Consider the following 25,122-nt stretch of genomic DNA (forward strand, 5'->3'; position numbering starts at 1 on the left):
GATGGCGCGAAGCTGACCTGAAGGGCTTGCGCCGGCGGCAATCCGCTTGCCCGACCCTGGACGGCCTCCCGACGGCAAGCGCATATGCGGTAAGCTTTGTTAACTTTTCGGCCGGCTGTTAACTTTTTATTAAGCCTGATGCTGTCATTTGCGACTAACGCAACGGTTGGTTAACCTCTCCTAAGAGCCGGTTAACAGGCATGACGCTGATTGCCGTTCCCGGCCGCAGACCGGAATGTCCCTTCCCATTTTAGCCACAAGGGGCACCCTTCGATGACCAGCATCCTGACCAATGACGCGGCAATGTCCGCCCTCCAGACTCTGCGCTCGATCAGCACCAACCTGGAAGATACCCAAAACCGGGTTTCCTCAGGTTATCGTGTCGCCAAAGCCTCGGACAACGCCGCCTATTGGTCGATCGCGACCACGATGCGCTCCGACAACAGCGCGCTCTCGGCCGTCTCCGACGCGCTGGGTCTCGGCGCCGCCAAGGTCGATACCGCCTATACGGCCATGGACAATTCCATCACCATCGTCCAGCAGATCAAGGACAAGCTTGTCGCGGCGACGGAAAACAGTGTCGACAAGGCCGACGTCCAGGAGGAAGTCTCGCAGCTTCAGCAGCAGCTCGAGAGCATTGCGCAGTCCGCATCCTTCTCCGGACAGAACTGGATGATCGCCGCCGACGGCGCGTCCGCGTCGGTCGTATCGTCCTTTGTCCGCAACAATGATGGTTCGGTCGCGGTTAACAGCACCAGCTACGCGTTCGATACGGGATCGGCGGGCAACGTCATGTTCGGTGCCGGCGCCAGCGGCACGATCGACACGACGTCCGGCATCCTCGGCACGAAGCAGGACATCAACGGCACATCATACTCCGTCTTCAGCCTCGACATCACCGATATGACGAGCGGCGATATCGCCCAGGCGATGAACCTGGTGCAATCGGCTCTCAACACCATGACGAGCACCGCTTCGCAGCTCGGCTCCCTGTCGACCCGCATCGACCTGCAGACGAGCTTCGTCTCGGCGCTCAGCGATACGATCGATTCCGGCGTCGGCAAGCTTGTCGATGCCAATATGGAAGAAGAATCGAGCAAACTGACAGCATTGCAAACGCAGCAGCAATTGGCCATCCAGTCGCTGCAGATCGCCAATAGCAGCGCACAGAACGTTCTGGCGCTCTTTAAGTAAGCCTTGACCGAAGCTTACGTCGCGATCCGGCGGCGGCATTTCTTTCTTGCCGCCGCCCATAAGCTTTTGCTAACCCTACTGGCAACTGATTTGAAATATTTACGCAGAGCCTGGTGTCCGATCGATTTGGTCGGAACCGTTTCAAGGCACTGCTTGAGCGACGGGCCGCGTGGGGATCATTCCCGCTGGCGGGCATGAGGCCGATCGTTGCTGCCGGTTTGGTCCGGTTTGCCAGTCCCAATGGAATTACGGGTTTTCAGATGAGCAATGTGACGACGAACCGCGCCACCTCGGCAGCGCTGACTGTGTTGCGTGGAGTCAACCAAGATCTTGGCGTCGTGCAGCAGCAGGTGACATCCGGGCTTCGCGTGGGAAGCGCAAGCGACGACCCGACCTATTGGTCGATGGCGACAACCATGCGGTCGGACCAGAGCAGCCTTTCCACCATCACCGACGCGCTCGGTCTTGGCGCCTCTAAGGTCGACACGGCCTCGACCGCCATGGACACGGTTGTCAGCATCGTAAGCCAGATCCGCGCCAAGCTGGTGTCTGCACAGGAATCCGGCACGCAAAAGAGCGCGGTCAACACCGATATTCAACAACTCAAGGATCAGTTGCAATCGGTGACGCAATCCGCATCGTTTTCCGGCGAGAACTGGCTTTATAATACCAGCACGCAGGCCGATACCCAGAAATCGGTGATCAGCAATTTCACGCGCGGCGCGAGCGGCCAGATCAGCCTGGTGTCGATCAACTACGACAGTTCGCAAACCCTGATGATCGACACCGCCGATGCGAGCCGCGGACTGCTGACGAAGAATATCGACGCCAACACGCTCGGCACATCGGATGGCACCTCCACCGCCCGCAACTACTATCTCCTGGCTGCCGATTCCGGCACGCCGCCGGCTGATGGCACCGAAATCTCCATTTCCGACAGCACGACGGATGCAGAGCTGACCGACATGATCAATGTCACCAATTCGCTTCTGACGTCGGTGACATCGGCTGATTCGACGCTGGGCGTGATGAAGTCGCGTGTCGACGACCAGTCGGACTACATCTCCAAGCTCAGCGATGGCATCAAGACCAGCGTCGGCGATCTTGTCGATACCAATATGGAAGAGGCGTCGGCGCGCCAAAGCGCATTGCAGACGGCGCAGCAGATGGGCATCCAGTCGCTGTCGATTGCCAACACCATGGCGAGCAAGGTGCTGATTCTTCTTCAGGGAAAATGATTTCCGCGAGAGGCGCGGCCAGGGTCGCCGCGCCTGCCGCATTCATCCTCGCACAAGTTTGACCCCCTACGGTCCCTCGCAATGGCAGGGTTGCATTCTTTCCCGGAGACGTTCGGTGTCACGGTGGGAGGGTGCGGCCGCAGGACGGAAACCGGAAGCGTGATGATCGACGTTTTGAGCATGGGAATTCAACGGGCCTGTCGAGGCATCCACTCGCGGCCTTCTGCCGACAAAGGCGAGGGAATGTTCTCATGAGCCCAACGCTATCCCGCTATCTCAAGGATTTCAGTGCAGAATTGCCTCCGTCCGCCGCTCTGCCGGACTTGCTCTTCGAAGAGACACCTGCCTTTCTCGACAGCCCAATGGAGCCGCCGCTCGATATCGAAGCCGAGCGCCGCGACGCCTATGCGCAGGGCCATGAGGCTGCGACGCAGGAATCGTCGTTGAAGCATCAGCAGGCGCTCGAGGCGATGGCCGCAGATCACCGAGGCGAGATCGACGCGCTCCGTGCTCGATATGAGGAACAGGCGGCGGAGAGAATCGCCGCCGATATGACGCAGATCGCCACCATGCTTGGACAGACGGTCAGCATCGAAGCCGCAGCCGTGCTCGCGCCGATCATGACGGAAGCGCTGACGGCCAAGGCTGTAGCGGATCTTGCGGAGCTGGTGGCAGCCTCCATTCTTGATGGCGCCGTTGGCCCGATTACCGTCAGCGGTCCTCGTCATCTCTTCGATATCCTCCATGCCCGTCTCGACGATCACGGCGCCTTGTTGCGCCATGTCGAAGCTGACGATGTCGATCTGACGGTGACGATCGGCGAGAGCGTCCTCGTGACCCGCATGTCCGCCTGGGCCGCTAGTCTGAGAGAGATTCTGAAATGAGTGACGGTGATCAAAATCAAGGCAAGCACGAGATCATCATCGTCAAGCGCCATGGCGGCCACGAGCATGAAGGTGGTCATGGTGGGGCCTGGAAGATCGCCTACGCCGACTTCATGACGGCGATGATGGCCTTCTTCCTTGTGATGTGGCTGGTGAATGCCGCAAACGAGGAGACCAAGGCCTCGGTCGCTTCCTATTTCAATCCGATCAAGCTTGCCGACGAAAAGCCGACCGAGAAGGGGCTGAAGAAGCCTGTCGATCAGGCTGACGGGAAAAAGAACGAGGCGAAATCGCAGAACGAGGAAACCAATCCGAACAACGGCAAGTCCGCCAAGACCGGCGAGGATCAGACCTCGACCTCGGGCGACCAGACCAGCTATTCCGAAGCCGATTTCTTCGAAAATCCCTATTCGGTCCTGGCCGAGATCGCCCAACAGGTCGGCCAGCAGGCCAATGTCAGCGCCAAGGGCGAGGGCGGCGCCGCTCAGTCGGGTCCAGCCACCGGCGCCGATGGCGGCCAGGCCTATCGCGATCCGTTCGATCCCGATTTCTGGACCAAGCAGGTGCAGGTTTCCAGCGCCTCGAAGAAGGCGAATGAAGCGCAGGCAGCCAAATCCGATCAGTCGACGAAGGGTGAAGTGGCCGCCCTCTCCAAGGCGACTGCGGCCGATTCCGGTCAACCGACCGACAAGCCTCAGACGCCGGAAGACCAGCCGACGTTGAGCGACCAGCGACAGAGTGGGCAGGGTGCCGGTGAAACCAGCGCTTCGGCGACGCAAGGCAAGGATGCCGCGTCGGGTAAGGATGTCGCATCGATCAAGGACCAGCAGCAGAGCGCCAAAGAACTGCAGCAGGCGATCCAGGCTGAGATTGGCGGCGTCGCCGGCCAACTGGCCGAGGGCGTTCAGGTGGCCTCGGCCGAGGGCGGACTTCTCGTGACGATTTCCGATCAGTCCAACGATCCGATGTTCAACATCGGATCGGCCGTGCCGCGCCGGGAAATGGTGCTGGCGATGGCAAAGATCGGCAAGCTCCTGTCCGACCGCAAGGGCGTGATCCTGATCCGCGGCCATACCGATGGCCGCCCCTACATGGTCGGCGGCCACAACGACAATTGGCGCCTGTCGCTCGATCGCGCCCAAAGCGCTTATTACATGCTCACCAGTTCCGGGCTGGATGAGAAGCGGATCGAGCAGGTTTCCGGCTTCGCGGACCGCCGCCTGAAGCTGCCCAACGATCCCTTCAACGACGCCAACCGCCGCATCGAGATTCTGATCGAGGACGCCAAGGACCAGTCAGGTGGCCAGGCCCCGACGACGCCGGGTGCCGGCAAGCCGGGCCAGGGCAAGCAAACCCAGGGCAAACAGGGATAGTTCATGGCGCGCATTCAGCATCGTCATCGCCTCGCGCTCGCGTTCACCCTCGGCATGCTCATGCCGGGGGGCTTCGCGCCGAGAACCAGGATGGCCTGCCGCCCTACAAGATATTGCGCTCGCTCGAATTCATCCAGGATTCCGTGGTGGCGGGCGATAGTTCGGCCGGTGAGATGCAGCGTTTCATGCTGTCGACCATCGACGAGCGCCTGCGCAACGCAGATAAGTCCGTGTTCGATGATAGCCGCAATGTCGATGCCGCGCTGATCTATGCGATGAGCGGCGGCAATCCGGATACGCTGGAATATCTGATGTCGCGCGACGTCAACGGCAATTTCGACAATCGTGTCGCCGATGTCCTCAGGAAATATCTGAACGGCAAGGGACTGCTCGTGGTCAACACACTTGCCGATATCGCCAGGGAATATCGCGACAAGAAGATCGGTCCCTATCTCTCGCTGGTCGCCGCCAATGTCATGTCTGCCAAGAATCCGAAGGAAGCCCTGAAGCTCTACGACTGGGCGCGTCTGACGTCGCCGGGCACCATTGTCGAGGAATCGGCGCTGCGCCGCTCCCTGGCGCTGAGCGCCGATGCCGGCATGGTGCCGCAGGGGCTTGGCTATGCGGCGCGCTACACGCGGCGCTTCCTGCACTCGCCCTATGCCAGCCAATTCGCCGATCTCTTTGTCCAGCTCGTCGTCGATCATGATGCGGACGTCAAGCAGCAGGACATCATCGATATCCTGTCCTTCATGGATCCCCCCCCGGCAGCGGGAAGTCTATCTGCGCATGGCGCGCCGCGCCGCTATTGCCGGAAAGGCCGATCTTGCCGCACTGGCCTCCGGCCGCGCCCAGGCCATCGTCAATGACGGCAGCGATGCGTTCAGCGCGCTGGCGGGCTTTTACGGTGGCGTGGCCGGGGTATCGACGTCCGATATGGGAGCGGCGATCCGCAAGATGGACCAGATGCCGGCTGGTGAATTGAACCAGCAGGACCGCGCTTTGCGTGAAGCAGCCAGGATGGTGGCGGACGAGATTCTGCGCGCGCCCGACCCGGCAAGCCTGAAGCAAGGCTCACCACTTACTCTGCCTAATCAAGAACATACTGAACACGATGCTGCTGTGACGAACCAACCCGGGGCCCAGTCCCCTGGCACGGCGGGTGTTGAGGCGGGAGCCGCGGTGAATGCGGCTCACACCCCGGACGAAGGAAGGCAGGAGGCCGATCCCTCGTTCAAAGCGTTCGTCACGACGAGCCGCTCGAAGCTTGATGCCATCGACGGCCTGTTGAAAGCAGGAAAGTAGTTAATCATGCAGGACATCGGTATCTCCAGTGCCTCATCCGGGGCCGATCTCATTGCTGCCGCCAAAGGTGGACGTTCGGCGAAGCAGGATGACGGTGCCGGCAAGGGGTTCCAGGATGCGCTGACCAGCTCGCTCGGCAACGGAAGCAAGTCCAGCGCGAACGCCAACGGTGATGTGGGCGCCACCGGCGCCGATATCGAGACAGATATCAATGCGGATGGGGAGACGGTTTCGGTCCCGGCTCGGCCCCAGGCCCAAGCTGGTGGTCTCGCGACAATCACCTCTGCCATGGGTGATATCCTTGATGCCGGAGCCGGGATGATCGATCCGTCCGCAGCGAACCTCGCCGATCCCGCAACATTGACCAAGGGCGCCAAGCCGCCGGTTGGCTCCAAGTTTCCGCAGGAGACAGGTGCGGCAAATCTCTCGAAGTCGCTGATGGATCTTCAACAGGCAGTTCCGAGCGATGCCACGGCTGCCGACACGACCACGACGATCGGCGAAGCGGATACGCCTCAGACCCAGATCCAAATTCAGCCTCAGGCCCCAGATCAACTCGGTGATATCGCCCAGCAATTGGCGAATGTGATCGTCGGCGATCAGCCGGTACGGAGTGACGGCGACGGCAAGACGACGCCCGTCAAGGCCGGCAAAACTCCGCCGGTTACGGATGATGGTAAGTCATTGCCGACGCAGAGTGCTCAAGCGAGCAGTGCTGTATCGGACGTGTTGTCGCTTTTGAATGCGCCGCAGACGGCGGTCGCGCCGCAGAGCGCGGCGGCTGTCTTCACCGATACCGGCGTGAAAACGCAAGTGACGCCGGATCAATCTTTGTCGAAGATCGCCAACGTTGCCACGAAGGATGCGTCGGTGGACGCGGAGGATGCCATGCCGGCCCTTCCGCGCGCCAGCGACGACACGGCGGCGGCACAGACCTTCCGACTGGTGCGTGCCGATGGGCGTGGCGGCTCGCTCGACATGTCGGTGAGCAAGGGCAGCGATGATACGGCACAGGCCGACATCACGGTATCCGGCGGCGGCGGCAATGCGCAGACCGTTACGGTACTCGATTCCCGCCGATATCTTGGTCTTGCGGCCAATTCCAATTCGGCGCTCGTTACCTCCGTCCTTAGCGGAAACAAGGATTGGTCAGGGGCGATGCAGCCAGGTTCGGCGCTCGCCAATGCGGCGAGCTTGTCGAGCACCGGCAAGGTTGTCAACACACTGAAGATTCAGCTGAATCCCAACAATCTTGGCCAAGTCACCGCGACCATGCGGCTTTCGGGCGATCAGTTGAGCGTCGATCTGAAGGTGCAGACCGGCGAGGCCTATCGGCAACTCCACGCCGATCAGAGCCACATGGTCGATGCTTTGCGCGCCCAAGGCTATCAGGTGGACAGCATCACTGTCAGCATGGCCGCGAGCAGCGACCAGTCGTCGGATGGCAGCAGGCAATCCGGCTCCCAGGGGCAGCCCCAACAGCAGTCCCTGATGAATCAGGGGCAGGGTGGAGACGCACGGCCGAAGGGACAGAATTACTCGGGGCAGCAGGCAAATGGCAATGACGGCAATCGCAGCTCGGGTGAACGTAGCGTGGAAGACGGTACTGCTGGCTACGCTCAGCGTCTGCGCTCTGGCGACGTCTACCTTTGATGTCCTTGCGTCTGGGAGTGTGGCATCCCCAGACAACGGCGCGGCCGGCCTCTGCGAACGCGAGATCCAGTCGGCGGCGGCAAAGTATGGGATACCGGAAGGGATCCTCTATTCGGTCGGCCTGACGGAGACGGGGCGCAAGGGATCACTCTATCCTTACGCACTCAACATTGAAGGCAAGCCATATTTCCCGGCGTCTCAAAATGCTGCCTTGCTGACCTTCGCGGCGGCAAAACAGAACGGCGCAAAGCTGATCGACATCGGCTGCATGCAGATCAATCAGTATTTTCATGGAGAGAATTTCACGTCCGTCGCCGCCATGTTCGATCCGCATAGCAATGTCGAATACGCCGCGAAGTTCCTCCGCGACCTTCACGACCGGCATGAGACCTGGACGATGGCGGTAGCACGATACCATGCCGGGCCGAATAACAACCCTGCCCAGAAGGTCTATGTTTGCCGCGTCATCGCCAATCTGGTGGCCACCGGTTACGGAAAATGGACACCCAACGCAGCAAACTTTTGTCACGATTGAGCAACCTATAGATTGCATCCGGCCATACTGTCGCCGCAGCTATCCGCCTTCCCATGGTTGACAGCGGCCGGATGAGATGAATAGCGTATATTCATAATGTACTAACTAACAAATTTTTTTAGGTGTTAAATCGAAATTACCCACTACATCTAGTGCAAATCGCGCCCTAAATCTTAATCAATTATTAATTCCCGTCACTCATTTCCGACAGTTGTTCGTGATTCGCCCGATTCGTACCCATAGGTCATCGAAACACCACACTGATTCGGAGGCGGACGAATGATCGTAGTGGTTGATGAGCGCGAGCTCGTTAAGGACGGCTATACTTCTTTATTTGGGCGGGAAGGAATCCCGTCGACGGGGTTTGATCCCCGGGAATTTGGCGAATGGGTTGTGACGGCCGCGGATGGCGATATTGCCGCGGTCGAAGCGTTCCTGATCGGGCAAGGCCAGCACGTACACGACTTGCCTCGGGCAATCCGTGACCGTTCGGCCGCGCCGGTCATCGCTGTCAGCGATCAACCCTCGCTTGAATCGACGCTGGCACTTTTTGACTGCGGCGTCGACGATGTCGTGCGCAAGCCGGTGCATCCAAGAGAGATCCTGGCCCGTGCGGCTGCGATCCGTCGCCGGCTGAAGGCAATCTCCAACTACACCGATGTCGGTCCTATCAGGGTCTTCTCGGATGGCCGCGACCCGGAGGTCAATGGCGAGGTCTTCGCATTGCCGCGGCGCGAGCGGCGCATCCTGGAATATCTGATTTCCAACCGTGGTCGGCGCGTGACCAAGACGCAGATCTTCAATGCGATCTACGGCATCTTCGACGAAGAGGTCGAAGAGAACGTCGTCGAAAGCCACATCTCCAAGCTGCGCAAGAAGCTGCGCAAGAGGCTCGGTTTCGATCCGGTCGATTCCAAGCGCTTCCTCGGCTACTGCATCGATTGGACTTGATGCGTCCACCGAGACTTGGCGCGATGGCGCCTTGAAACGAATTAACGAGCCCGAGGATCTCCCGATTCTCGGGCTTTTTCACGCCCTCGAGCTTCGCTCATAACGCGTCCGCCAGAATGTGCGTTAATGCTTACCATTGCCGCACTCTTCAAGCATTCCGGCGACGCGTACGGCGAAATTTTAGACGCTGTTTCACGACGATTGGCTTTTCCTCTTTTCAGACAGCTTCACGCAAGGCCCGGTCCCTACTCTCAGCCCTATAAGGAATAACGAGGATTCCAGATGAGCATTTTCGGCAGCATGAAAACCGCGATCTCAGGGATGAATGCCCAGGCGAACCGTCTGGGGACCGTTTCTGACAATATCGCCAACTCCAGCACGACTGGCTACAAGCAAGCGTCGACGAGCTTCTCGTCCCTCGTGCTGCCGTCTTCCAGCGGTAACTACAATTCCGGTGGCGTCGAGACGACGGTTCGCTATGCGATCTCGCAGCAGGGCAACGTCACCGCCACCACGTCCAGCACCGACCTCGCAATTCAGGGCAACGGCTTCTTCGTCGTTCAGAGCTCGTCCGGACAAACGTTTCTGACCCGTGCCGGCGACTTCTCCGCCGACTCTTCAGGCAACCTCGTCAATGCCGCCGGCTTCACGCTGATGGGCTATTCCAGCGCTTCCGGCGCCCCTTCGGTGGTCGTCAACGGCTTTGAGGGCATGGTGCCGGTCAATGTCACACCGAGCGGCACGAACACCGTCGCGACGTCGGCTGGTAGCATGTCTGGTAACCTCAACTCCAATGCCACTGCCGTGACAAGCAGCAGCACCGGGTTCCTGCCTTCGGATAATCAGTCGCCGGTGACCACCGACACCAGCAAGAGCTCGATTACCGGCTACGACAACCAGGGCAATAAGGTTGTCTTCGACGTCTACTACACCAAAACCTCGGACGATAACTGGGAAGTCGCGGTCTACAATCATGCAGACGCTGCATCGGGCGATACGCCGTTCCCCTATGGTGGCGACGGTCTGCTCGGCAGCACGACCCTGACTTTCGATCAGAAGGGCGCCATGACGTCCACCGGAGCGCTCGACGTCCCGTTTGGATCCGATACGCCGCAACAGAGCATTGCGATGGATTTCTCGGGCTTCAGCCAGGTCGCGACCGACTTTACCGCCACGGGCAAGATGAATGGCCAGGCACCGAACCCGGTGACCAACGTGACGATCGCCAAGGATGGCACGGTCAGCGCGATCTACAAGGACGGCTCCAACAAGGAACTCTATCGCGTTCCGCTGGCCACGGTGGCAAGCCCCGACAGCCTGACGCTGGAAAGCGGCAACGTCTACTCGGCCAATGGCGAGTCTGGCGTGACGGTCACTGGTTGGCCGCAGAGCGGAGGCTTGGGCTACATTCAGTCCGGCGCGCTGGAAGAATCCAACGTCGACCTCGCCACCGAGCTGACGAACATGATCACTGCGCAGAAGAGCTACACCGCAAATTCCAAGGTGTTCCAGGCCGGTTCCGACCTTCTGGACGTTCTCGTCAACCTGCAGCGTTAAACACGATAGGGTACCGGGTCAGTCATGTCGCTCACTACAGCTCTCAACAACGCGCAAGCGATATTCAACAATAGCGGCACGCAAAGCAGTGTCGTGTCGAACAATATCGCCAATGCCGGGAATACGGATTATTCCCGTCGCCAGGCGATGCTGACGACCGACATGTCTGGCGCGCAGGTCGTGACGATCGCCCGCGCCAACGAGCCGGCCCTGCAGAAGGCGTTCCTCTCCAGCACGTCGGGCGACGCGGCACAGCAAAGTCTCCTGAAGGCCTATACCAGCCTCCAGTCGGCAACGCTCGGCGGCAACGACAACGAGGTTGCGCCGGCGACCTACCTGTCCAATTTGCAGACGGCGATGCAGACCTATGCGAGTTCGCCATCCAGCACGACGGCGGCGCAATCCGCCGTCAATGCGGCACAGAGCCTCGCGACCTCGCTGAACGATGCCACCACGGCGGTTCAGAGCGTCCGCGCCGGCGCGGACAAGCAGATTGCGTCGGATGTCGACACGCTGAACAGTCTGCTGAAACAGTTCCAGACGGCGAATGACGCTGTCACGAGCGCGACCGCGACGCCCAGTTCCACATCCACGGCGCTTCCCGATGCTCTCGACCAGCGCGATTCGATCCTGAAGCAGATTTCGCAGATCGTCGGCGTCACGACGGTGACCCGAGACAACAACGACATGGCGCTTTACACCGCCGGCGGTGCGACGTTGTTCGAGACGATCCCGCGCTCGGTGACCTTCACCCCGACGACGTCCTATACGGCCGGCACAACCGGCAACAACGTCTATATAGACGGTGTGGCGCTGTCGGCGGGGCAGGGTGCGAGCACAACGGCGCAGGGCAGCCTCCAGGCGGGATTGCAGATTCGCGACGACGTCGCTACGACCTACCAGAAGCAGCTCGATGAAATCGCGCGCGGCCTGGTGACGACGTTTGCGGAGACCAACCAGACCGACTCCACCAAGGCGCCGGGCTTGTTTACCTGGAGCGACGGCACCGTTCCGGACACTGCTGCCGTCGTTACCGGCATGGCCGGTTCGATTGCGGTCAATCCGGCTCTGCTGACCACCGCGACACAGACCGGCGACCCGTCGCTCCTGCGCGATGGGGGCATCAACGGTGCCGACTATGTGGTCAATGCCACGGGCGGCAGCGGTTATTCCGATCTGCTTGACAGCTACATCACCGGCATGAGTGCAAAGATGGATTTCGATCCGACCGCCGGTTCCGACACCAGCGCCAGCCTCATGGATTATGCGTCTTCTTCCATCGGCTGGCTTGAAGGCCAACGCAGCACGGCAACGACAGCGGCGGAAAACACCTCGGCGGCGCTTTCGCGCTCCTCGACCGCCTACTCGAACGAGACTGGCGTCAACCTCGACGAGGAGCTGACGCTGATGATGGATATCGAGCAGTCCTACAAGGCGGGAACAAAAATATTGAATGCCGTCAACGAGATGCTTCAATCGGTACTGGATATTGCGAGCTAAGCCATGAAACTCTCCTTCATTTCGAGCACAGCCATTCAGAATTCGATGCGCCAGACGATCCGTCAGGCGCAGAATGAAATGACGAATGCCTCAACCGAAGCGACGACCGGCGTCTATGCCGACATCGGCGTCTCGCTCGGCAGCAATACCGCAAGCAGCGTCAATCTCACGCGGGACGTAACGCGCATCGATTCCATCCTCAGCAGCAATTCGGTCGTCAACCAGCGGATGACCTCGTCGCAGACGGCGCTGAGCGATATGTCCTCCCAGGCCCAGAAGTTCATGGACCAGCTGGTGGCGCTGCGTGGCAATAGTGACGGCAGCAGCATAAAGCTGACCCAGCAGACGGCGACCGCGACGCTTTCGAGCTTCGTCGCCGATGCCAACACCATGGTCAACGGCGAATATCTCTTCGCCGGCACCAACACCGACGTGCAGCCGATGACCGACAATTCCACGGCGGCGACCACGGCTATCCAGAGTGCCTTGAGTGACTATGCGACTGCGCAAGGGGTCGCAATCAGCGACCTGACAGGCGATCAGATGAAGGATTTCATCACGACCGTCGCCGAGCCGCTCGTCACCTCGGACAGCAGCTGGTCGGACTGGTCGAGTGCGTCGGATCAGAACATGTCTAGCCGCATCAGCAATTCCGAGGTCATCGAATCCTCGACCAATGCCAATGCGACCGGCATGCGTTATCTGGCACTTTCCTCCACCGTCGCCAACGCGTTGATGGGGCAGGGCTTGAGCCAGGACGCACTGAACGCGGTCACCGATCAGGCGACCAGCTATGCGCGTCAGGCGATCGACGGGCTTAACAACCAGGCAAGCCAGCTTGGCCTGTCGCAGGCGCGTCTGACCGATGCCAACACATCGCTGAACGCGCAGAAGACCATTATCAACACCAATATCGGTGATCTGACGGGGGTCGATCCTTACGAGGCGTCGACCAAGGTCAATAGTCTCCAGACGCAGCTTGAGACCGCCTACACCATCGTCTCGAAGATCCAGCAGCTAAGTCTTGTAAATTACCTTTGATGATCAAAGGGATGGCATGACCAAGAAGGATGCATGAATGTATCAGTTCTCATATGCGGAAGTCATGCAGGATGCAGTGGCCGACGCCAAAGAGCGGGAACGTCAGGTTCTGGACCGGTCGATTACTCTTCTCGCCGCGGCTCGTGACAAGGAGAAATACGGCCGTGAGGCGATCGAGGCACTGTTTTACACAAGACGCGTCTGGGTCAGCTTCATCGAGGATCTGAAAAGTCCGGACAACCAGCTTAACGTCGAACTGCGCGCTAATCTCATCTCCATCGCACTTTGGATCCTGAAGGAATGCGACAGGATCCGGAGGCGCCAGTCGGAGAATTATCAAGGCATCATAGATGTCACCACCATCATCAGGGATGGACTTAAATGAAAAGTACGCTTCGCATATCGCTTAAAGCCGGGGAAAAGATCTTCATCAACGGGGCCGTGTTGCGCGTTGACCGCAAGGTTGCCCTGGAATTCCTGAATGATGTGACCTTCCTGCTCGAGAACCATGTTCTCCAGCCGGAAGAGGCGACGACGCCGCTGCGCCAGCTCTATTTCATCGCGCAGATGATCCTCATCAATCCGGAAGGCAAGGAACAATCGACGACGATGTTCCGCAAGTCCGTCGTCATGCTGCTCTCGTGCTTCCGTCACGAGGAAGTGCTCGCCGAGCTGAAGCGCATCGACGGTCTCGTCGCCACCGGCCGCGCCTTCGACGCGCTGAAGGCGATCCGCGGGCTCTATGCGATCGAGGACACTATCCTGAACAACCAGGAAATGCCGGCAGCAACGATCGAGCATATTCGTCGGGAGATCGCACCATGGCGCTAGTTGACGGAGTTACCAGCAGCACCAGTGCCAGCACCGCTTCAAGCACCGCGGCGGCGGCGGCGACGAGCGCCAGCCTGAACTACAACGATTTTCTGAAGCTTCTCATCGCACAGATGAAGACGCAGGATCCGACGGATCCGATGGATGCGACCCAGCAGATTTCACAGCTCGCCAGCTTCTCGCAGGTCGAGCAGCAGATCCAGACGAATTCGCACCTGGAAACAGTGTTGCAGAACCAGTGGATTTCGCAGGCGTCGGACTATATCGGCAAGGAGATCATGAGTGCCGACGGTACGGTCACCGGCACCATCAAGGAGGTAACCGTCTATTCAGACGGTATCATCGCGCAAACCGAAGCCGGCGACAAGGTTCTATTGCAGTCTGGCGTTACCGTCGCACCGGCCGGAACGACGATTGTCGCGCCGACGACGACAAGCGATACTACCACCAGTGATTCGTCGGACACCAGCTCATGAGGAGCTGGCTGAACTAAAGGACAACGAGGCCATGAACGAAGCCGATGCATTGGATATCTTCCAGGCAGCCATCTGGACGGTGCTTGTCGCCTCCGGCCCGGCCGTTCTCGCCGCCATGGTCGTCGGCCTGGTGATCGCCCTGATCCAGGCGCTGACCCAGGTGCAGGAGGCCACGTTGACCTTCGTGCCGAAGATCGTCGCCGTGATGGTGACGGTCGGGATTAGCGCGCCTTTCGTCGGCTCGCAGATCTCGATCTTCACCAATCTGGTCTTCTCCCGCATCCAGTCGGGATTTTAGGGCCGATCCGAAAGTCTGAAACGGCTTCCGGATTCCAGCTGGCGTGGACAAAGGCCATTCTCGCGCAAGCTTCGCCTTCTACTGATCGGTTCGAATAGGGCAGACGGTTCAGCCGTTTGCCTCCTCTCATGAAGAGACGGAACCGGTCGATGGCACAACCACCCGCATTAGCGCTTCCCAAAGTGAATCCCAGCGTCCGTGATATCGGGTTTGCCCTCGGTATCATGGGCATCCTGTGCGTGCTGTTCCTGCCGATCCCGCCGTTCCTCATCGACATAGGCCTGGCTTTTTCGATCGCGCTCTCGGTGCTGATCCTGATGGTGGCGCTGTGGATCAAGAAACCGCTGGAATTCTCGTCCTTCCCGACCATCCTGCTGATCGCCACCATGATCCGTCTGTCGCTGAACATCGCGACGACGCGCGTCATCCTTTCGCATGGCTATGAAGGTCACGATGCGGCGGGCGGGGTCATTGCGGGCTTCGCCAGCCTGGTCATGTCCGGCGATTTCGTCATTGGTCTGATCGTCTTCCTGATCCTGATCACCATCAATTTCATCGTCATCACCAAGGGCGCGACGCGTATCGCCGAAGTCGGCGCGCGCTTCACCCTGGATGCCATTCCCGGCAAGCAGATGGCGATCGATGCCGATCTGTCGGCCGGCCTGATCGACGAGAAGGAGGCGCAGCGGCGGCGCAAGGAGCTGGAGGAGGAAAGCTCCTTCTTCGGCGCCATGGACGGTGCCTCGAAATTCGTGCGTGGTGATGCTGTCGCCGGCCTGCTCATCACCTGCATCAACATTTTCGGCGGCATCATCATCGGTTATTTCCGCCACGGCATGCAGATCGGCCAGGCGGCGGATGTCTTCGTCAAGCTCTCCGTCGGCGATGGTCTGGTGTCGCAGATGCCTGCGCTGATCGTCTCGCTCGCCGCAGGCCTCCTCGTCTCGCGCGGCGGCACCTCCGGTTCCACCGATCAGGCAGTCCTCGATCAGCTGAGCGGCTATCCGCGCGCGCTCGCCGTGTCGGCGGTCCTGATGGGCATCCTGGCCGTCATGCCGGGCATGCCGTTTTTCCCCTTCATGGCTCTTTGCTGCCTGCTGGCGGCCGGCGCATGGGCCATTCCACGGCAGGTTGCGGCTGAAAACAAGCTTCTCCGTGACGCGGAAGAAAAGAAGGTGATGCAGACGAAGGAGATGGAGAAGGACTCGGTCAAGTCGGTTCTGAAGACCTCGGAAATCGAACTGGCGCTCGGCAAGATCGTCTCCACCCGTCTGCTCGGCGCGCACCAGGAACTGGCTTTCCGCGTCGGCAAGATGCGCAAGAAATTTGCGACGCAATACGGTTTCGTCGTGCCGGAAATCAAGGTGACGGACGACATCGCCATTGCCGATAAATCCTACCAGATCCGCATCCATGGCACGACGATCGCTTCCAACACTCTGCGCGTCGGCGAAGTGCTTGTCGTCACCGGTTCGGGCCGCAAGCCGACCGTTCCCGGCGATGAGATCCGCGAGCCCGCCTTCGGCATGCCTGCTGTCTCCGTTCTCGAAGCCTTCACCGACGATCTGAAGCGCGAGGGATTCCAGCCGATCGACAATGTCTCCGTCGTGCTGACCCATATGAGCGAGGTCATCCGCAACAACCTGCCCGCACTTCTCTCCTACAAGGACGTGAAGATCCTGATCGATCGCCTCGACCCGGAATACAAGAAGCTCGCCGACGAGATCTGCTCGTCGCACATGTCCTATTCCGGCCTGCAGGCGGTGCTCAAGCTCTTGCTCGCCGAGCGGGTCTCGATCCGCAACCTGCATCTCATCCTGGAAGCCGTGGCCGAGCTTGCGCCGCATGTGCGCAAGACCGAGCAGATTGTCGAGCATGTACGCATACGCATGTCGCAGCAGCTCTGCGGCGACCTGGCGGACAACGGCGTGCTGCGCGTGCTGCGCCTCGGCAGCAAATGGGACCTGATCTTCCATCAGGCACTGAAGCGCGACCAGAAGGGCGAGATCGTCGAGTTCGACATCGATCCGCGCAGCCTGGAGGAATTCAGCGAGCAGGCGGGCAAAGTTATCCGTGAATACATGGACCGCGGCATGCCCTTCGTCCTTGTCACGTCGCCGGAAACACGCTCCTATGTGCGCATGATCATCGAACGCCTGTTCGCGACCCTTCCGGTTCTGTCGCATGTGGAATTGGCCAAGGGGATCGAGATCAAGATTCTAGGTTCCATTTCATGATATCCGACCCCCAGGGCACCATTCTGGCGTTGTTTCTCGCCTTCTGCCGCATAGGCGGCTGCATGATGGTGCTTCCGGGGTTCTCGTCTGGCCGCGTGCCGCCGCAGATCCGGCTGTTGCTTTCGGCGGCACTGTCGATGGCGATCCTGCCGCTGCTCTGGAACACGATCTATCCTGAGGTATCCAAGAGCAGCGCCACCTATATCAGCCTGATCTTCACCGAGACGGTGATCGGCCTGATGTACGGCATGATGGCGCGGCTCTATACGCTGGGGCTGCAATTCGCCGGCACGATCATCTCGATGCTGATCGGCTTCAACGCGCCGGGGGGCATGGACGTCATCGAGGATTCGAACGAAACGTCGCTCACCAGCCTGATCAGCTTCTGCGGGTTGATGATATTGTTCGTCCTGGATTTCCATCATTATGTGCTGCAGGCGCTGGTCGAGTCCTATTCAGTCATTCCCTTCGGCGGCCATGTCGATGTGCGCGCCTCGCTGATTTCGGTAACGGACACGCTCTCGACCACCACCTTCATCATGCTGCGGCTGGCGAGCCCGTTCCTGCTCTATGGCCTGATGTTCCAGATATCGATTGGCTTCATCAACAAGCTCGCGCCGCAGATCCCGATCTACTTCATCTCTACGCCCTATCTGCTGATGGGAGGGCTGTTCATGCTCTATCTCAGTATAGCGGCGATAATCAGCCAGTTCTCAGGCGCTTTCCTCAGCGTCTTCAACGGGCATTAGCGACCATGGCGGAGAAGAGCCGATCCGAAAAACTGAAGCGCCTCGTCGCTGTGCAGCGCCATCTGGAGCGGATCGCCGAAAACGAACTCGCCGACACCACCCGCCAGCGCGCCGAGGTCAGCGATGCGATGGAAAGGGTGATCGGTGCGATCAGCTCGGCCGACCCGGTCCACGCGATATTTTCGATGCAATATGCCCAGCGTTATGGTCGCCTGACGCACAGGGACCAGCAGCTTGAGGGCATCCAGGAGTTGATCGAAATGAAGGTCCTGCAGGAGCGCACCAAGGCGGAGCGGCTGGAGGAGCATATGAAGGACGCCCGCGAACTGGAAACGCGCGAGACGGACGACAATGCCGTCTACGACATCATCGATCAGCGCTTCGCGGATATCACGCCAGCCTCCAGCAAGGTTCAAAAACCATAATCATCAGGATTTTGGAGGAAATGGCGCGTCGTCGAATCGCCAGGCTCCTCCAACCGTTCGATTCGGCGTGACCCCGCTTGAAGGCTGCTTCGCGCGTCCAGGGATCATGCGACAGTGAAAGGAAACGTGACGTGGCTATTTCGCCTCCGAGTGATTTGGTGCTGGATGTCGTCCAGGCCGCCAGTCCGACCGACGTTCAGGCGGCTCAGGAGAAGCTTGCGGCCAACAAGGCTGCCTTCGCCGCCACCAGCCTGGCGGAAAACGGCAACGGCTTCGGCTCGACCGTGGACGCGCTCAACAGCGCCGCGACGCAGGCCGGCCTCGCCAATGCCAATACCCATGGCGGGGTGACGAAAGTGCCTCAGGTCTATCGCAAGTTCGAGGCCATGGTGTTGCAGAACTTCGTGAAGAACATGCTGCCGAACAGCGAAACGCTCTACGGCAAGGGTTCCGCCGGCGAAATCTGGAAGGGCATGATGGCCGAGCAGATGGGCAATACGCTCGCCAAGAACGGCGGCGTCGGCATCGCCGAGAAAATGTATCAGGATGAGGTCTCCAAGATGCGCAACACCGGCGCCATCAACTCGGCGACCAACGAGAATGACAAGAAGATGGCGCTGAGCGCCGTTGCCGATTTTCAGCGCAAGACGCTCGCCGCGTCCGAAACCAACGGTGACGGCGATACCACGGTCACCAATCAAGACGCGTTGACATCCAAGAAAGCATGAGTTGGGGGAAGACATGGAAGTAATTTCGAACGACTACCGGATCAAGTCGGTCCTCGGCCGCCTGGAAATGATCATCGACAATGAGAACAACCGGATCGGCAGCGACGCCGAATTCGATCTCAAGGTCTCGAACGCTCACAAGAGCCGCTGCCTTTACGAACTGACGATGCTGTTTCGCGACACCAATCCGGCGGAGCTTGCCGTCACCCATATCGAGCAGCTGCATGGGTTGAAGAAGAAGCTGACCTTGAACGCGCGCCGCGTTGAAGCCCATCTCGAGGCCGTGCGCGCCGTTGCCGATATCCTGAAGAATGCGGTGCAGAACGCCGATGCGGACGGCACCTATTCGCAGGAGCAATTTCGTGTCCGCGAGGCCGGATGATCAAGCTCGTCCTCACCGGCCTGTGGGTCTGCGTCGTGACATTGGCTTCGGTCTATTTCTCGGTGCAGACGGCGACGGCGCCCGCGACCAGTCCTGACGACGCCAAGAAGGCGCAGCAGGAATTCGTCAAGGGCGAGGCGATCAACGTGCCCGTCATCGCCAACGGCCAGGTGACCGGCTATTTCCTCACCCGCATCTCCTTCATGATGGACAAGGGTAAGGCGAGCGCGCTGCAGCCGCCGCTGGCGGCCCTGACGACCGACGAGCTCTACTCGTTGCTGGTGGGCAACAAGGCGATCGACATCGCCCATGTCGAGACCTTCAATGTCGCCGCCTTTCGCGACGAGATCAAAAAGAACATGAACGAGCGGCTCGGTGGCGATTATGTCGGCGATGTGCTGGTCGAACAGCTCGATTATCTCTCCAAGAACGAGATCGGCAGCGGTGAGGGTTCCGGCAAGAGAACAGCCAAGCCCGTGAAGATCGTCCAGAGCGATTCACCATCGGCCGCATCGCCGAAGCCGGCGCATTAAGTTTTGTTCGCGCCGATGGATCCGGCCGCGCCGATCAAGGGACGGCCGTGTTCGCCGATAGGCCGAAACAGAATTAACGAACCCCTGCTTTTCCTCCGCAATTGCAATCGATTTTTCTAACGGAAGCTTGGGGCGGCCTTGTTATAAGCTCTCCCCAGCGACGTTTCCGATGTCTTCGAACCGGCAGGTGGGTGAGATCTGCGTCGCAAATTTTGCCGGCGCCGGGTCCATCCAGCGTTCGAGGCAGGAGGTCCTGGGTGAATCTGGTCGCAAATTTTGCCGTGCACGCCTCGCGTCGAATGATTTTCGACCTGCCGGTCTGCGATCTCGGTTGGGAAGAGACGTTGGCCTTCATCAACGAGCTCGCCTCCCATCCTACTGGCCAGACCGTCATTTCCTTCGTCAATGCTCACAATATGCTGATGATGCTGCGTGACGACGACTATCGTGATGTCCTGGCACAAAACCTCGTTCTGCCCGATGGCGTCGGCCTGGATATCGCCTCGCGGATCGCCCATGGCGATCGTTTTCCCGCCAATCTGAACGGCACCGATTTTGTGCCGGCGCTGTTGACCTTCATGGAACGGCCGAAGCGCATCGGCCTCGTCGGTGGCCGTCGGGATGTCATCGAGAAGGCCGCGGAAAATTTCCGCAAGCATGCGCCCTGGCATGAATTCATGGTCATCGCCGACGGCTTTTTCGGCGAGGCGAGAAGCGATCTGGTGACGGCGGAGATCGGCCGCCTAGATATCGACGTGCTGATCGTCGGCATGGGAACGCCGCTACAGGAAAAATGGGTTGCCGAACACATCAAGCCGCAACATGCGCGGTTGGTGATGACGGTCGGCGCCCTGTTCGATTTCGTCTCCGGCACCGTGCCGCGCGCACCTGCTCTCGTGCGTGCGACGCGCTTCGAATGGGCCTATCGTCTGGCACAGGAGCCGGGCCGGCTGTGGCGGCGCTATATGCTCGGTGTGCCCCTCTTCCTTTATCAGGTTGTCCGGCACCAGTTCGGCCGCAAGCAGCGCATCCTGCGTACCGGTGAGCCGCAGTCCGCGCCCCTGCCGCAGCTTCCGTCGCGCGACAGGCTGGCTGGTTGACCCGCTGTCGTGGCGGGCGTTAACCTTTTCTTCGCTATGAAAATTTAGAATGGGTTAACCATCTGCATCGGTCACTGACCGTGCGCGAGAGATAACCCGCCATGTTCGAAAACAAGGCCAGGACCAGACCTCATCCTGTCGAGACGGAAGCCCTGGAGGTTTCCGGCGGTCCGGTCCGTCATGCCTATCTGGACCGTGGCGAGGACGGCTATCTCATTGCAGCCAATCTCCAGCCCGTCGATCGCCATGCGGTAAGCGATGCGCAATTGCTGGCGATTATCCAGAAGATGCTGGACGGCGCCCCCTATCCGGTCTCGGGGCAAGCCAAATCCCTGAGTGTGGAAGCCGCTGAGCCGCTGCCGCTGCCCGACCGCATTCGCGACATCCTGAGAAACCGTCCCGCCGTCAATGAAGCAATCGCGGATGGCGAGCCGGCGCAGACGACCTATGAGCATCCTGTTGCCGTCTATGTGGACGACGCAGCCGTTCCTCTGTCTTCTCCGATGGCCATTCCGGCAGTTGCGCCTGCGCCACAGCGCCGCTGGGCATTTGGGCTTGGTTCCATCGCTTTTGTCGTCGCCTGCTCGCTGGCAGGGGCTTTCGCTCCGACGATGCTGGCCTCGCCGCCACGCTATGTGTCTCAGGCCGTCCTGCGGGTGGAGGGGCAGGGGCTTCTGGACGTCGCCACCAAACGCGTCGTCGCTCCGTCCCTGCTCTCCGACCTCGTCGCCAGATTGAAGCTCGATCGTGATCCGGAATTTACCGGTGGCCGGACCGGTGCCTTCGGCGTTGCCATGGACCTGCTGTCTGGCAATGGCAATGCGTCCGATGCGCCATCGCGCGCGCAGGCCGCTCTTCGACAGGATATTGCCGTCACCGCCGATGCGCGCAGCGGCACCTTGCATCTCACGGTCACCACCGGCAATCCAATGAGATCGGCTGAGATCGCCAACCGCCTCGCCGATGCGACGGTCTATGACGCCATGGTTGCGCAAGGTGCGGGGCTCACCGGCAAAAACAGTGCCCCTGCGGACCGGAGCCTCAAAAACCTTGAGCAGGCGAAGGCGGCGCTGGTCGATTTCAAGGCGCAATACGGCGACGATAAGATCGCGGCGGCACTGGACCTGCAAGCGCAGCGGCAACGGCTGGACAGCGAGATCAAAGCCTCAGAGGCGGCGGTGTTGAGCGCAAGAGCCCGTGCGTCGGTCGCCAAATCCGCGACCCCCGCCACGGTCATGAGCGGCGCGCTGCCGGGCGATCTGTCGTCCGTCGGTCTCGATGATCTGCGCAGCCGCTACAGCGCCGCGAAGATGGTCCTCTCCCAGCTTTCCACGCAACTCGGTCCGCGCCATCCACGATTGCTGGCACAGCAGGCGACCGTCGATGGCCTTGCCGGCGATATCCGCAATCAATTGCAGCGCCTGATCGCCAGCAGCGATGCAGCGCTCAAGGCGGCGCTTGAGGATCAGGCCGCACTTGCCGCCCAAATGACCGCCCTCGGTCAGCGGGCCGTCGATGTCGACATGGCGCGCCTAGCCCGGCTGCAGGACGATGTTGCGGTAGCACAAGGCCGTTATGACGCCGACCTGCAAAACGTCGATACCGTTCCACCCGAGGTCGCGCCGCCGATCACCGTCCTTGCCCCGGCCACAGCCGCAAAGGCGCCGCTCGACGACGATCTCGCAGGCCGCCAGATTGCGGGTTTCCTGATCGGTCTTGGCGCAGCACTTTGCCTGGTCTTCCTCAGAAAATGGATTGGAAGCGTGCGGGTTTCGCAGGACCCGGTGGTCGGATCGATCGCCACGCCGGAACCGCTTTTTGATCCAGAAGCCGAGCCGGTTTCATCGCCGCAACAGCCGATGTCAGACCTCCCGCAACGGCACGTCGACGATGTCATATCCGTTGCCGACGATCATCCCGCCGTCACGGACGAATTGACGCAGATCCAGCGGGAATTGGCGCTATTGCGCGCCAAGCTGGAGACCTACGCCGCATACCGGCGGACCGGGCGCGGCTGATTTCTCCTTGCAATTACCGCTTTCAGATATCATAGGGCGTTCGTAGGCAAATCCGCCGAGCCGACGGCTTGTAGATTGCCGCCGAACCATATCGGGAGAGACGCGTGACGACTGTGATCGACGGCAAGCAGGTGGCGGCTTCGGTGATCGAGGCGGTGAAGACGGCAACGTCTGCTCTGGAGACGGAGACGGGCGTGAAGGCCGGTCTTGCGGTGGTGATCGTCGGTGATGATCCGGCCAGCCACAGCTATGTGACCTCCAAGAGCAAGATGGCCAAGGAGTGCGGCTTCAAGTCCATCCAGCACACGCTGCCGGCCGAGACGACGCAGGAAGAGCTGGCAAAGCTGGTGCAGTCGCTGAATGAAGACGCCTCCATCCACGGCATCCTGGTGCAATTGCCTCTGCCGAAGCACCTGAACTCGGAACCGATCATCCAGTCGATCCGACCGGAGAAGGATGTCGACGGTCTGCATGTGGTCAATGCCGGCAAGCTCGCCACGGGCGACCTCGCAACCGGTCTCATCTCCTGCACCCCGGCTGGCGCCCTGTTGCTGGTGCGCCGCATCCACGGCGAGGACCTGTCGGGTCTGAATGCGGTCGTCATCGGCCGGTCCAACCTGTTCGGCAAGCCGATGGCGCAGCTTTTACTCAACGCCAATGCGACGGTGACGACGGCGCATTCGAGGACGAAGGACCTACCAAGTGTTGCTCGCACGGCCGATATTCTGGTGGCCGCCGTTGGCCAGCCGCAGATGGTGAAGGCCGACTGGATCAAGCCGGGTGCCACCGTCATCGATGTCGGTGTCAACCGCATTGCGGCACCTGAGCGCGGCGAGGGCCGGACACGTCTGGTCGGCGATGTCGCCTTTACTGAGGCTTCCGATGTCGCCGCTGTGATCACGCCGGTTCCCGGCGGTGTTGGGCCGATGACCATCGCCATGCTGATGGCCAATACCGTCATTGCTGCTCATCGTGCCGCGGGTAAGACGGCGCCGAAGTTTTGAATTTGAAGCATGATCCCGAAAAGTGTGAAGCGGTTTTCGGATAAGATCATGCCAGCCTAATGTATTATTCGGCCGGCGCGACGCCGGTCGAGGCGCGAACGATCAGCTCGGTCTTCCAAAGCTCCTGTTCGGGGAATGTCTCCGTATGCTTGATCCCGGCAATCAGCCGTTCGGCGATGCGCATGCCGGCGGCGCGTAGCGACGAGCGCGTGGTGGTTAGCGGTACGGTAAAATTCTCCGGCTTCAGAAGCGTCAGCACGTCGTCATGGGCAATCAGCGAGACATCCTCGCCGAGTTTCAGACCAGCCTGGTTGATGGCGCGCACCGCGCCCAGCGCCAGCACGGTGCTGGAGCAAAGAATGGCGGTCGGGCGCTCGTCGAGTTGCAGAATGCGTTCCATGATGAGCAGACCTTGCTCATCGGTCATTGCCGTATGGCTGACGCAGGCTTCGTCCAGCGCCAGCCCGCGCTCGGCCAGGGCGGCGTCCACGCCATTTTTCCGCCGGATTGCAAAATCGAGATACATCGGACCATTCAACAGCGCGAAACGCCTGTGGCCAAGCTGCAGCAGCAGTTTGGTGGCGTCGTAGAAGGCCGCCTCGTTATCGATATCGAGAAAGGGGTAGTCCGGTTCCGAGCCGATGGACCGTCCATGCACGAGGAAGGGCACGGATAGCGATTTCAGCATGTCGAGACGGGGATCGTGGCCGCGCATATAGTTGACGAACAGGGCATCGACATTGCCGCTGACGGCAAGCCGCTTCAATGCGCCGACCTCGTCGTTCGGATCGGCGGGCGTCACGACGAAATGGAAATCGTGCCGCAGCGCTTCTTCGCCAAGCCCGGTCAGGAACTCGCCAAAATGCAGGTCTGTGGGGTTGCCGGGTGCGGTCGGCATGACCAGGCCGATCGAGCCGGCCTTGCCGGTCGCAAGCCGTTGCGCCGCCTTGTTGGGCCGATAGCCCGTTTCCTGAACCGCCTTGAGCACGCGCTCACGCGTCTCGCGGTTGACTTCCGGATAACCGTTCAGTGCGCGGCTGACCGTGGTCTGCGACAAGCCTAGCATTTGCGATAGCTGCTTCAGATTCACTTGATTTGGCTCCTCCGTCT

The 25,122-nt window shown here is 60.2% G+C and carries 24 protein-coding genes and 1 pseudogene; 24 read left to right on the forward strand and 1 reads right to left on the reverse strand.

What is annotated here, in order from left to right:
• The first annotated feature begins 273 nt into the window (after positions 1-273).
• From HB780_RS28950 to folD, 24 genes and pseudogenes are all read left to right on the forward strand, one after another.
• Positions 274-1,194: a flagellin N-terminal helical domain-containing protein gene (locus HB780_RS28950; protein ID WP_183691366.1), complete on the forward strand. Its 921-nt coding sequence runs from the start codon at positions 274-276 to the stop codon at positions 1,192-1,194.
• Between the two features lie 260 nt (positions 1,195-1,454).
• Positions 1,455-2,432, forward strand: a complete 978-nt coding sequence (locus HB780_RS28955) for a flagellin N-terminal helical domain-containing protein (RefSeq protein ID WP_183691368.1) — start codon at positions 1,455-1,457, stop codon at positions 2,430-2,432.
• 251 nt (positions 2,433-2,683) lie between these two features.
• Positions 2,684-3,316, forward strand: a complete 633-nt coding sequence (locus HB780_RS28960; RefSeq protein ID WP_183691369.1) for a hypothetical protein — start codon at positions 2,684-2,686, stop codon at positions 3,314-3,316.
• A complete protein-coding gene (locus tag HB780_RS28965; RefSeq protein WP_183691371.1) occupies positions 3,313-4,689 on the forward strand; it encodes a MotB family protein in 1,377 nt (458 codons plus the stop codon). The genes HB780_RS28960 and HB780_RS28965 overlap by 4 nt, the downstream gene beginning before the upstream one ends.
• Before the next feature lie 3 nt (positions 4,690-4,692).
• Positions 4,693-5,994: pseudogene (motC, locus tag HB780_RS28970) on the forward strand (chemotaxis protein MotC).
• Between the two features lie 6 nt (positions 5,995-6,000).
• Positions 6,001-7,647, forward strand: a complete 1,647-nt coding sequence (locus tag HB780_RS28975; RefSeq protein ID WP_183691373.1) for a flagellar hook-length control protein FliK — start codon at positions 6,001-6,003, stop codon at positions 7,645-7,647.
• Entirely contained in the window at positions 7,556-8,182 is a 627-nt protein-coding gene (locus tag HB780_RS28980; protein WP_435693899.1) for a lytic transglycosylase domain-containing protein, read from the forward strand. The genes HB780_RS28975 and HB780_RS28980 overlap by 92 nt, the downstream gene beginning before the upstream one ends.
• A gap of 279 nt (positions 8,183-8,461) precedes the next feature.
• Positions 8,462-9,133 carry a transcriptional activator Rem gene (gene rem, locus HB780_RS28985; RefSeq protein ID WP_183691376.1) on the forward strand — a complete coding sequence of 224 codons (672 nt, stop codon included), beginning with the start codon at positions 8,462-8,464 and terminating at the stop codon, positions 9,131-9,133.
• A gap of 282 nt (positions 9,134-9,415) precedes the next feature.
• Positions 9,416-10,690 (forward strand): flagellar hook protein FlgE, encoded by a 1,275-nt coding sequence (locus HB780_RS28990; protein WP_183691378.1) that lies wholly within the window; start codon positions 9,416-9,418, stop codon positions 10,688-10,690.
• A 24-nt stretch (positions 10,691-10,714) separates the two neighbouring features.
• A complete protein-coding gene (gene flgK / locus HB780_RS28995) occupies positions 10,715-12,190 on the forward strand; it encodes a flagellar hook-associated protein FlgK (protein WP_183691380.1) in 1,476 nt (491 codons plus the stop codon).
• A gap of 3 nt (positions 12,191-12,193) precedes the next feature.
• A complete protein-coding gene (locus tag HB780_RS29000; protein WP_183691382.1) occupies positions 12,194-13,231 on the forward strand; it encodes a flagellar hook-associated family protein in 1,038 nt (345 codons plus the stop codon).
• 37 nt (positions 13,232-13,268) lie between these two features.
• Positions 13,269-13,616: a flagellar biosynthesis regulator FlaF gene (gene flaF, locus HB780_RS29005; protein WP_007700180.1), complete on the forward strand. Its 348-nt coding sequence runs from the start codon at positions 13,269-13,271 to the stop codon at positions 13,614-13,616.
• A complete protein-coding gene (gene flbT / locus HB780_RS29010) occupies positions 13,613-14,062 on the forward strand; it encodes a flagellar biosynthesis repressor FlbT (protein WP_183691384.1) in 450 nt (149 codons plus the stop codon). Before flaF ends, flbT begins: the two co-directional genes overlap by 4 nt.
• Complete coding sequence (flgD, locus tag HB780_RS29015) at positions 14,053-14,538, forward strand: flagellar hook assembly protein FlgD (protein WP_183691386.1); 486 nt, start codon at positions 14,053-14,055, stop codon at positions 14,536-14,538. Before flbT ends, flgD begins: the two co-directional genes overlap by 10 nt.
• Before the next feature lie 31 nt (positions 14,539-14,569).
• Positions 14,570-14,836, forward strand: a complete 267-nt coding sequence (gene fliQ, locus HB780_RS29020; RefSeq protein WP_007700174.1) for a flagellar biosynthesis protein FliQ — start codon at positions 14,570-14,572, stop codon at positions 14,834-14,836.
• Between the two features lie 149 nt (positions 14,837-14,985).
• The gene (gene flhA / locus HB780_RS29025; protein WP_183691388.1) at positions 14,986-17,073 is read left to right on the forward strand and encodes a flagellar biosynthesis protein FlhA; all 2,088 of its coding nucleotides are present in this window, start codon (positions 14,986-14,988) and stop codon (positions 17,071-17,073) included.
• Entirely contained in the window at positions 17,070-17,822 is a 753-nt protein-coding gene (gene fliR, locus HB780_RS29030) for a flagellar biosynthetic protein FliR (protein WP_183691390.1), read from the forward strand. The genes flhA and fliR overlap by 4 nt, the downstream gene beginning before the upstream one ends.
• A 5-nt stretch (positions 17,823-17,827) precedes the next feature.
• A complete protein-coding gene (locus HB780_RS29035) occupies positions 17,828-18,247 on the forward strand; it encodes a hypothetical protein (protein ID WP_183691392.1) in 420 nt (139 codons plus the stop codon).
• Between the two features lie 131 nt (positions 18,248-18,378).
• Complete coding sequence (locus HB780_RS29040; RefSeq protein ID WP_183691394.1) at positions 18,379-18,975, forward strand: rod-binding protein; 597 nt, start codon at positions 18,379-18,381, stop codon at positions 18,973-18,975.
• A 13-nt stretch (positions 18,976-18,988) separates the two neighbouring features.
• A complete protein-coding gene (locus tag HB780_RS29045; RefSeq protein WP_183691397.1) occupies positions 18,989-19,357 on the forward strand; it encodes a hypothetical protein in 369 nt (122 codons plus the stop codon).
• Positions 19,354-19,890, forward strand: coding sequence for a hypothetical protein (locus tag HB780_RS29050; RefSeq protein WP_183691399.1), 537 nt, complete (start codon positions 19,354-19,356; stop codon positions 19,888-19,890). Before HB780_RS29045 ends, HB780_RS29050 begins: the two co-directional genes overlap by 4 nt.
• Positions 19,891-20,147: 257 nt before the next feature.
• On the forward strand, positions 20,148-20,990 hold the full coding sequence (locus HB780_RS29055) for a WecB/TagA/CpsF family glycosyltransferase (RefSeq protein WP_183691401.1): 843 nt from the start codon (positions 20,148-20,150) through the stop codon (positions 20,988-20,990).
• A 101-nt stretch (positions 20,991-21,091) separates the two neighbouring features.
• Positions 21,092-23,008, forward strand: a complete 1,917-nt coding sequence (locus HB780_RS29060; protein ID WP_183691403.1) for a GumC domain-containing protein — start codon at positions 21,092-21,094, stop codon at positions 23,006-23,008.
• A gap of 104 nt (positions 23,009-23,112) precedes the next feature.
• Positions 23,113-24,012: a bifunctional methylenetetrahydrofolate dehydrogenase/methenyltetrahydrofolate cyclohydrolase FolD gene (folD, locus tag HB780_RS29065; protein ID WP_183691405.1), complete on the forward strand. Its 900-nt coding sequence runs from the start codon at positions 23,113-23,115 to the stop codon at positions 24,010-24,012.
• 64 nt (positions 24,013-24,076) lie between these two features.
• Here the strand turns inward: folD and HB780_RS29070 are convergent, their stop codons facing one another.
• A complete protein-coding gene (locus HB780_RS29070; protein WP_183691407.1) occupies positions 24,077-25,102 on the reverse strand; it encodes a LacI family DNA-binding transcriptional regulator in 1,026 nt (341 codons plus the stop codon).
• Between the last annotated feature and the right edge of the window lie 20 nt (positions 25,103-25,122).

The sequence above is a fragment of the Rhizobium lusitanum genome (assembly GCF_014189535.1).
Classification (GTDB): domain Bacteria; phylum Pseudomonadota; class Alphaproteobacteria; order Rhizobiales; family Rhizobiaceae; genus Rhizobium; species Rhizobium lusitanum_C.

Excerpts from the sequence above, each read along its gene's own strand:
- HB780_RS28950 (WP_183691366.1), top strand. The coding sequence starts at position 274 with ATGACCAGCATCCTGACCAATGACGCGGCAATGTCCGCCCTCCAGACT.
- HB780_RS28955 (WP_183691368.1), top strand. The coding sequence starts at position 1,455 with ATGAGCAATGTGACGACGAACCGCGCCACCTCGGCAGCGCTGACTGTG.
- HB780_RS28960 (WP_183691369.1), top strand. The coding sequence starts at position 2,684 with ATGAGCCCAACGCTATCCCGCTATCTCAAGGATTTCAGTGCAGAATTG.
- HB780_RS28965 (WP_183691371.1), top strand. The coding sequence starts at position 3,313 with ATGAGTGACGGTGATCAAAATCAAGGCAAGCACGAGATCATCATCGTC.
- HB780_RS28975 (WP_183691373.1), top strand. The coding sequence starts at position 6,001 with ATGCAGGACATCGGTATCTCCAGTGCCTCATCCGGGGCCGATCTCATT.
- HB780_RS28980 (WP_435693899.1), top strand. The coding sequence starts at position 7,556 with ATGACGGCAATCGCAGCTCGGGTGAACGTAGCGTGGAAGACGGTACTG.
- rem (WP_183691376.1), top strand. The coding sequence starts at position 8,462 with ATGATCGTAGTGGTTGATGAGCGCGAGCTCGTTAAGGACGGCTATACT.
- HB780_RS28990 (WP_183691378.1), top strand. The coding sequence starts at position 9,416 with ATGAGCATTTTCGGCAGCATGAAAACCGCGATCTCAGGGATGAATGCC.
- flgK (WP_183691380.1), top strand. The coding sequence starts at position 10,715 with ATGTCGCTCACTACAGCTCTCAACAACGCGCAAGCGATATTCAACAAT.
- HB780_RS29000 (WP_183691382.1), top strand. The coding sequence starts at position 12,194 with ATGAAACTCTCCTTCATTTCGAGCACAGCCATTCAGAATTCGATGCGC.
- flaF (WP_007700180.1), top strand. The coding sequence starts at position 13,269 with ATGTATCAGTTCTCATATGCGGAAGTCATGCAGGATGCAGTGGCCGAC.
- flbT (WP_183691384.1), top strand. The coding sequence starts at position 13,613 with ATGAAAAGTACGCTTCGCATATCGCTTAAAGCCGGGGAAAAGATCTTC.
- flgD (WP_183691386.1), top strand. The coding sequence starts at position 14,053 with ATGGCGCTAGTTGACGGAGTTACCAGCAGCACCAGTGCCAGCACCGCT.
- fliQ (WP_007700174.1), top strand. The coding sequence starts at position 14,570 with ATGAACGAAGCCGATGCATTGGATATCTTCCAGGCAGCCATCTGGACG.
- flhA (WP_183691388.1), top strand. The coding sequence starts at position 14,986 with ATGGCACAACCACCCGCATTAGCGCTTCCCAAAGTGAATCCCAGCGTC.
- fliR (WP_183691390.1), top strand. The coding sequence starts at position 17,070 with ATGATATCCGACCCCCAGGGCACCATTCTGGCGTTGTTTCTCGCCTTC.
- HB780_RS29035 (WP_183691392.1), top strand. The coding sequence starts at position 17,828 with ATGGCGGAGAAGAGCCGATCCGAAAAACTGAAGCGCCTCGTCGCTGTG.
- HB780_RS29045 (WP_183691397.1), top strand. The coding sequence starts at position 18,989 with ATGGAAGTAATTTCGAACGACTACCGGATCAAGTCGGTCCTCGGCCGC.
- HB780_RS29050 (WP_183691399.1), top strand. The coding sequence starts at position 19,354 with ATGATCAAGCTCGTCCTCACCGGCCTGTGGGTCTGCGTCGTGACATTG.
- HB780_RS29060 (WP_183691403.1), top strand. The coding sequence starts at position 21,092 with ATGTTCGAAAACAAGGCCAGGACCAGACCTCATCCTGTCGAGACGGAA.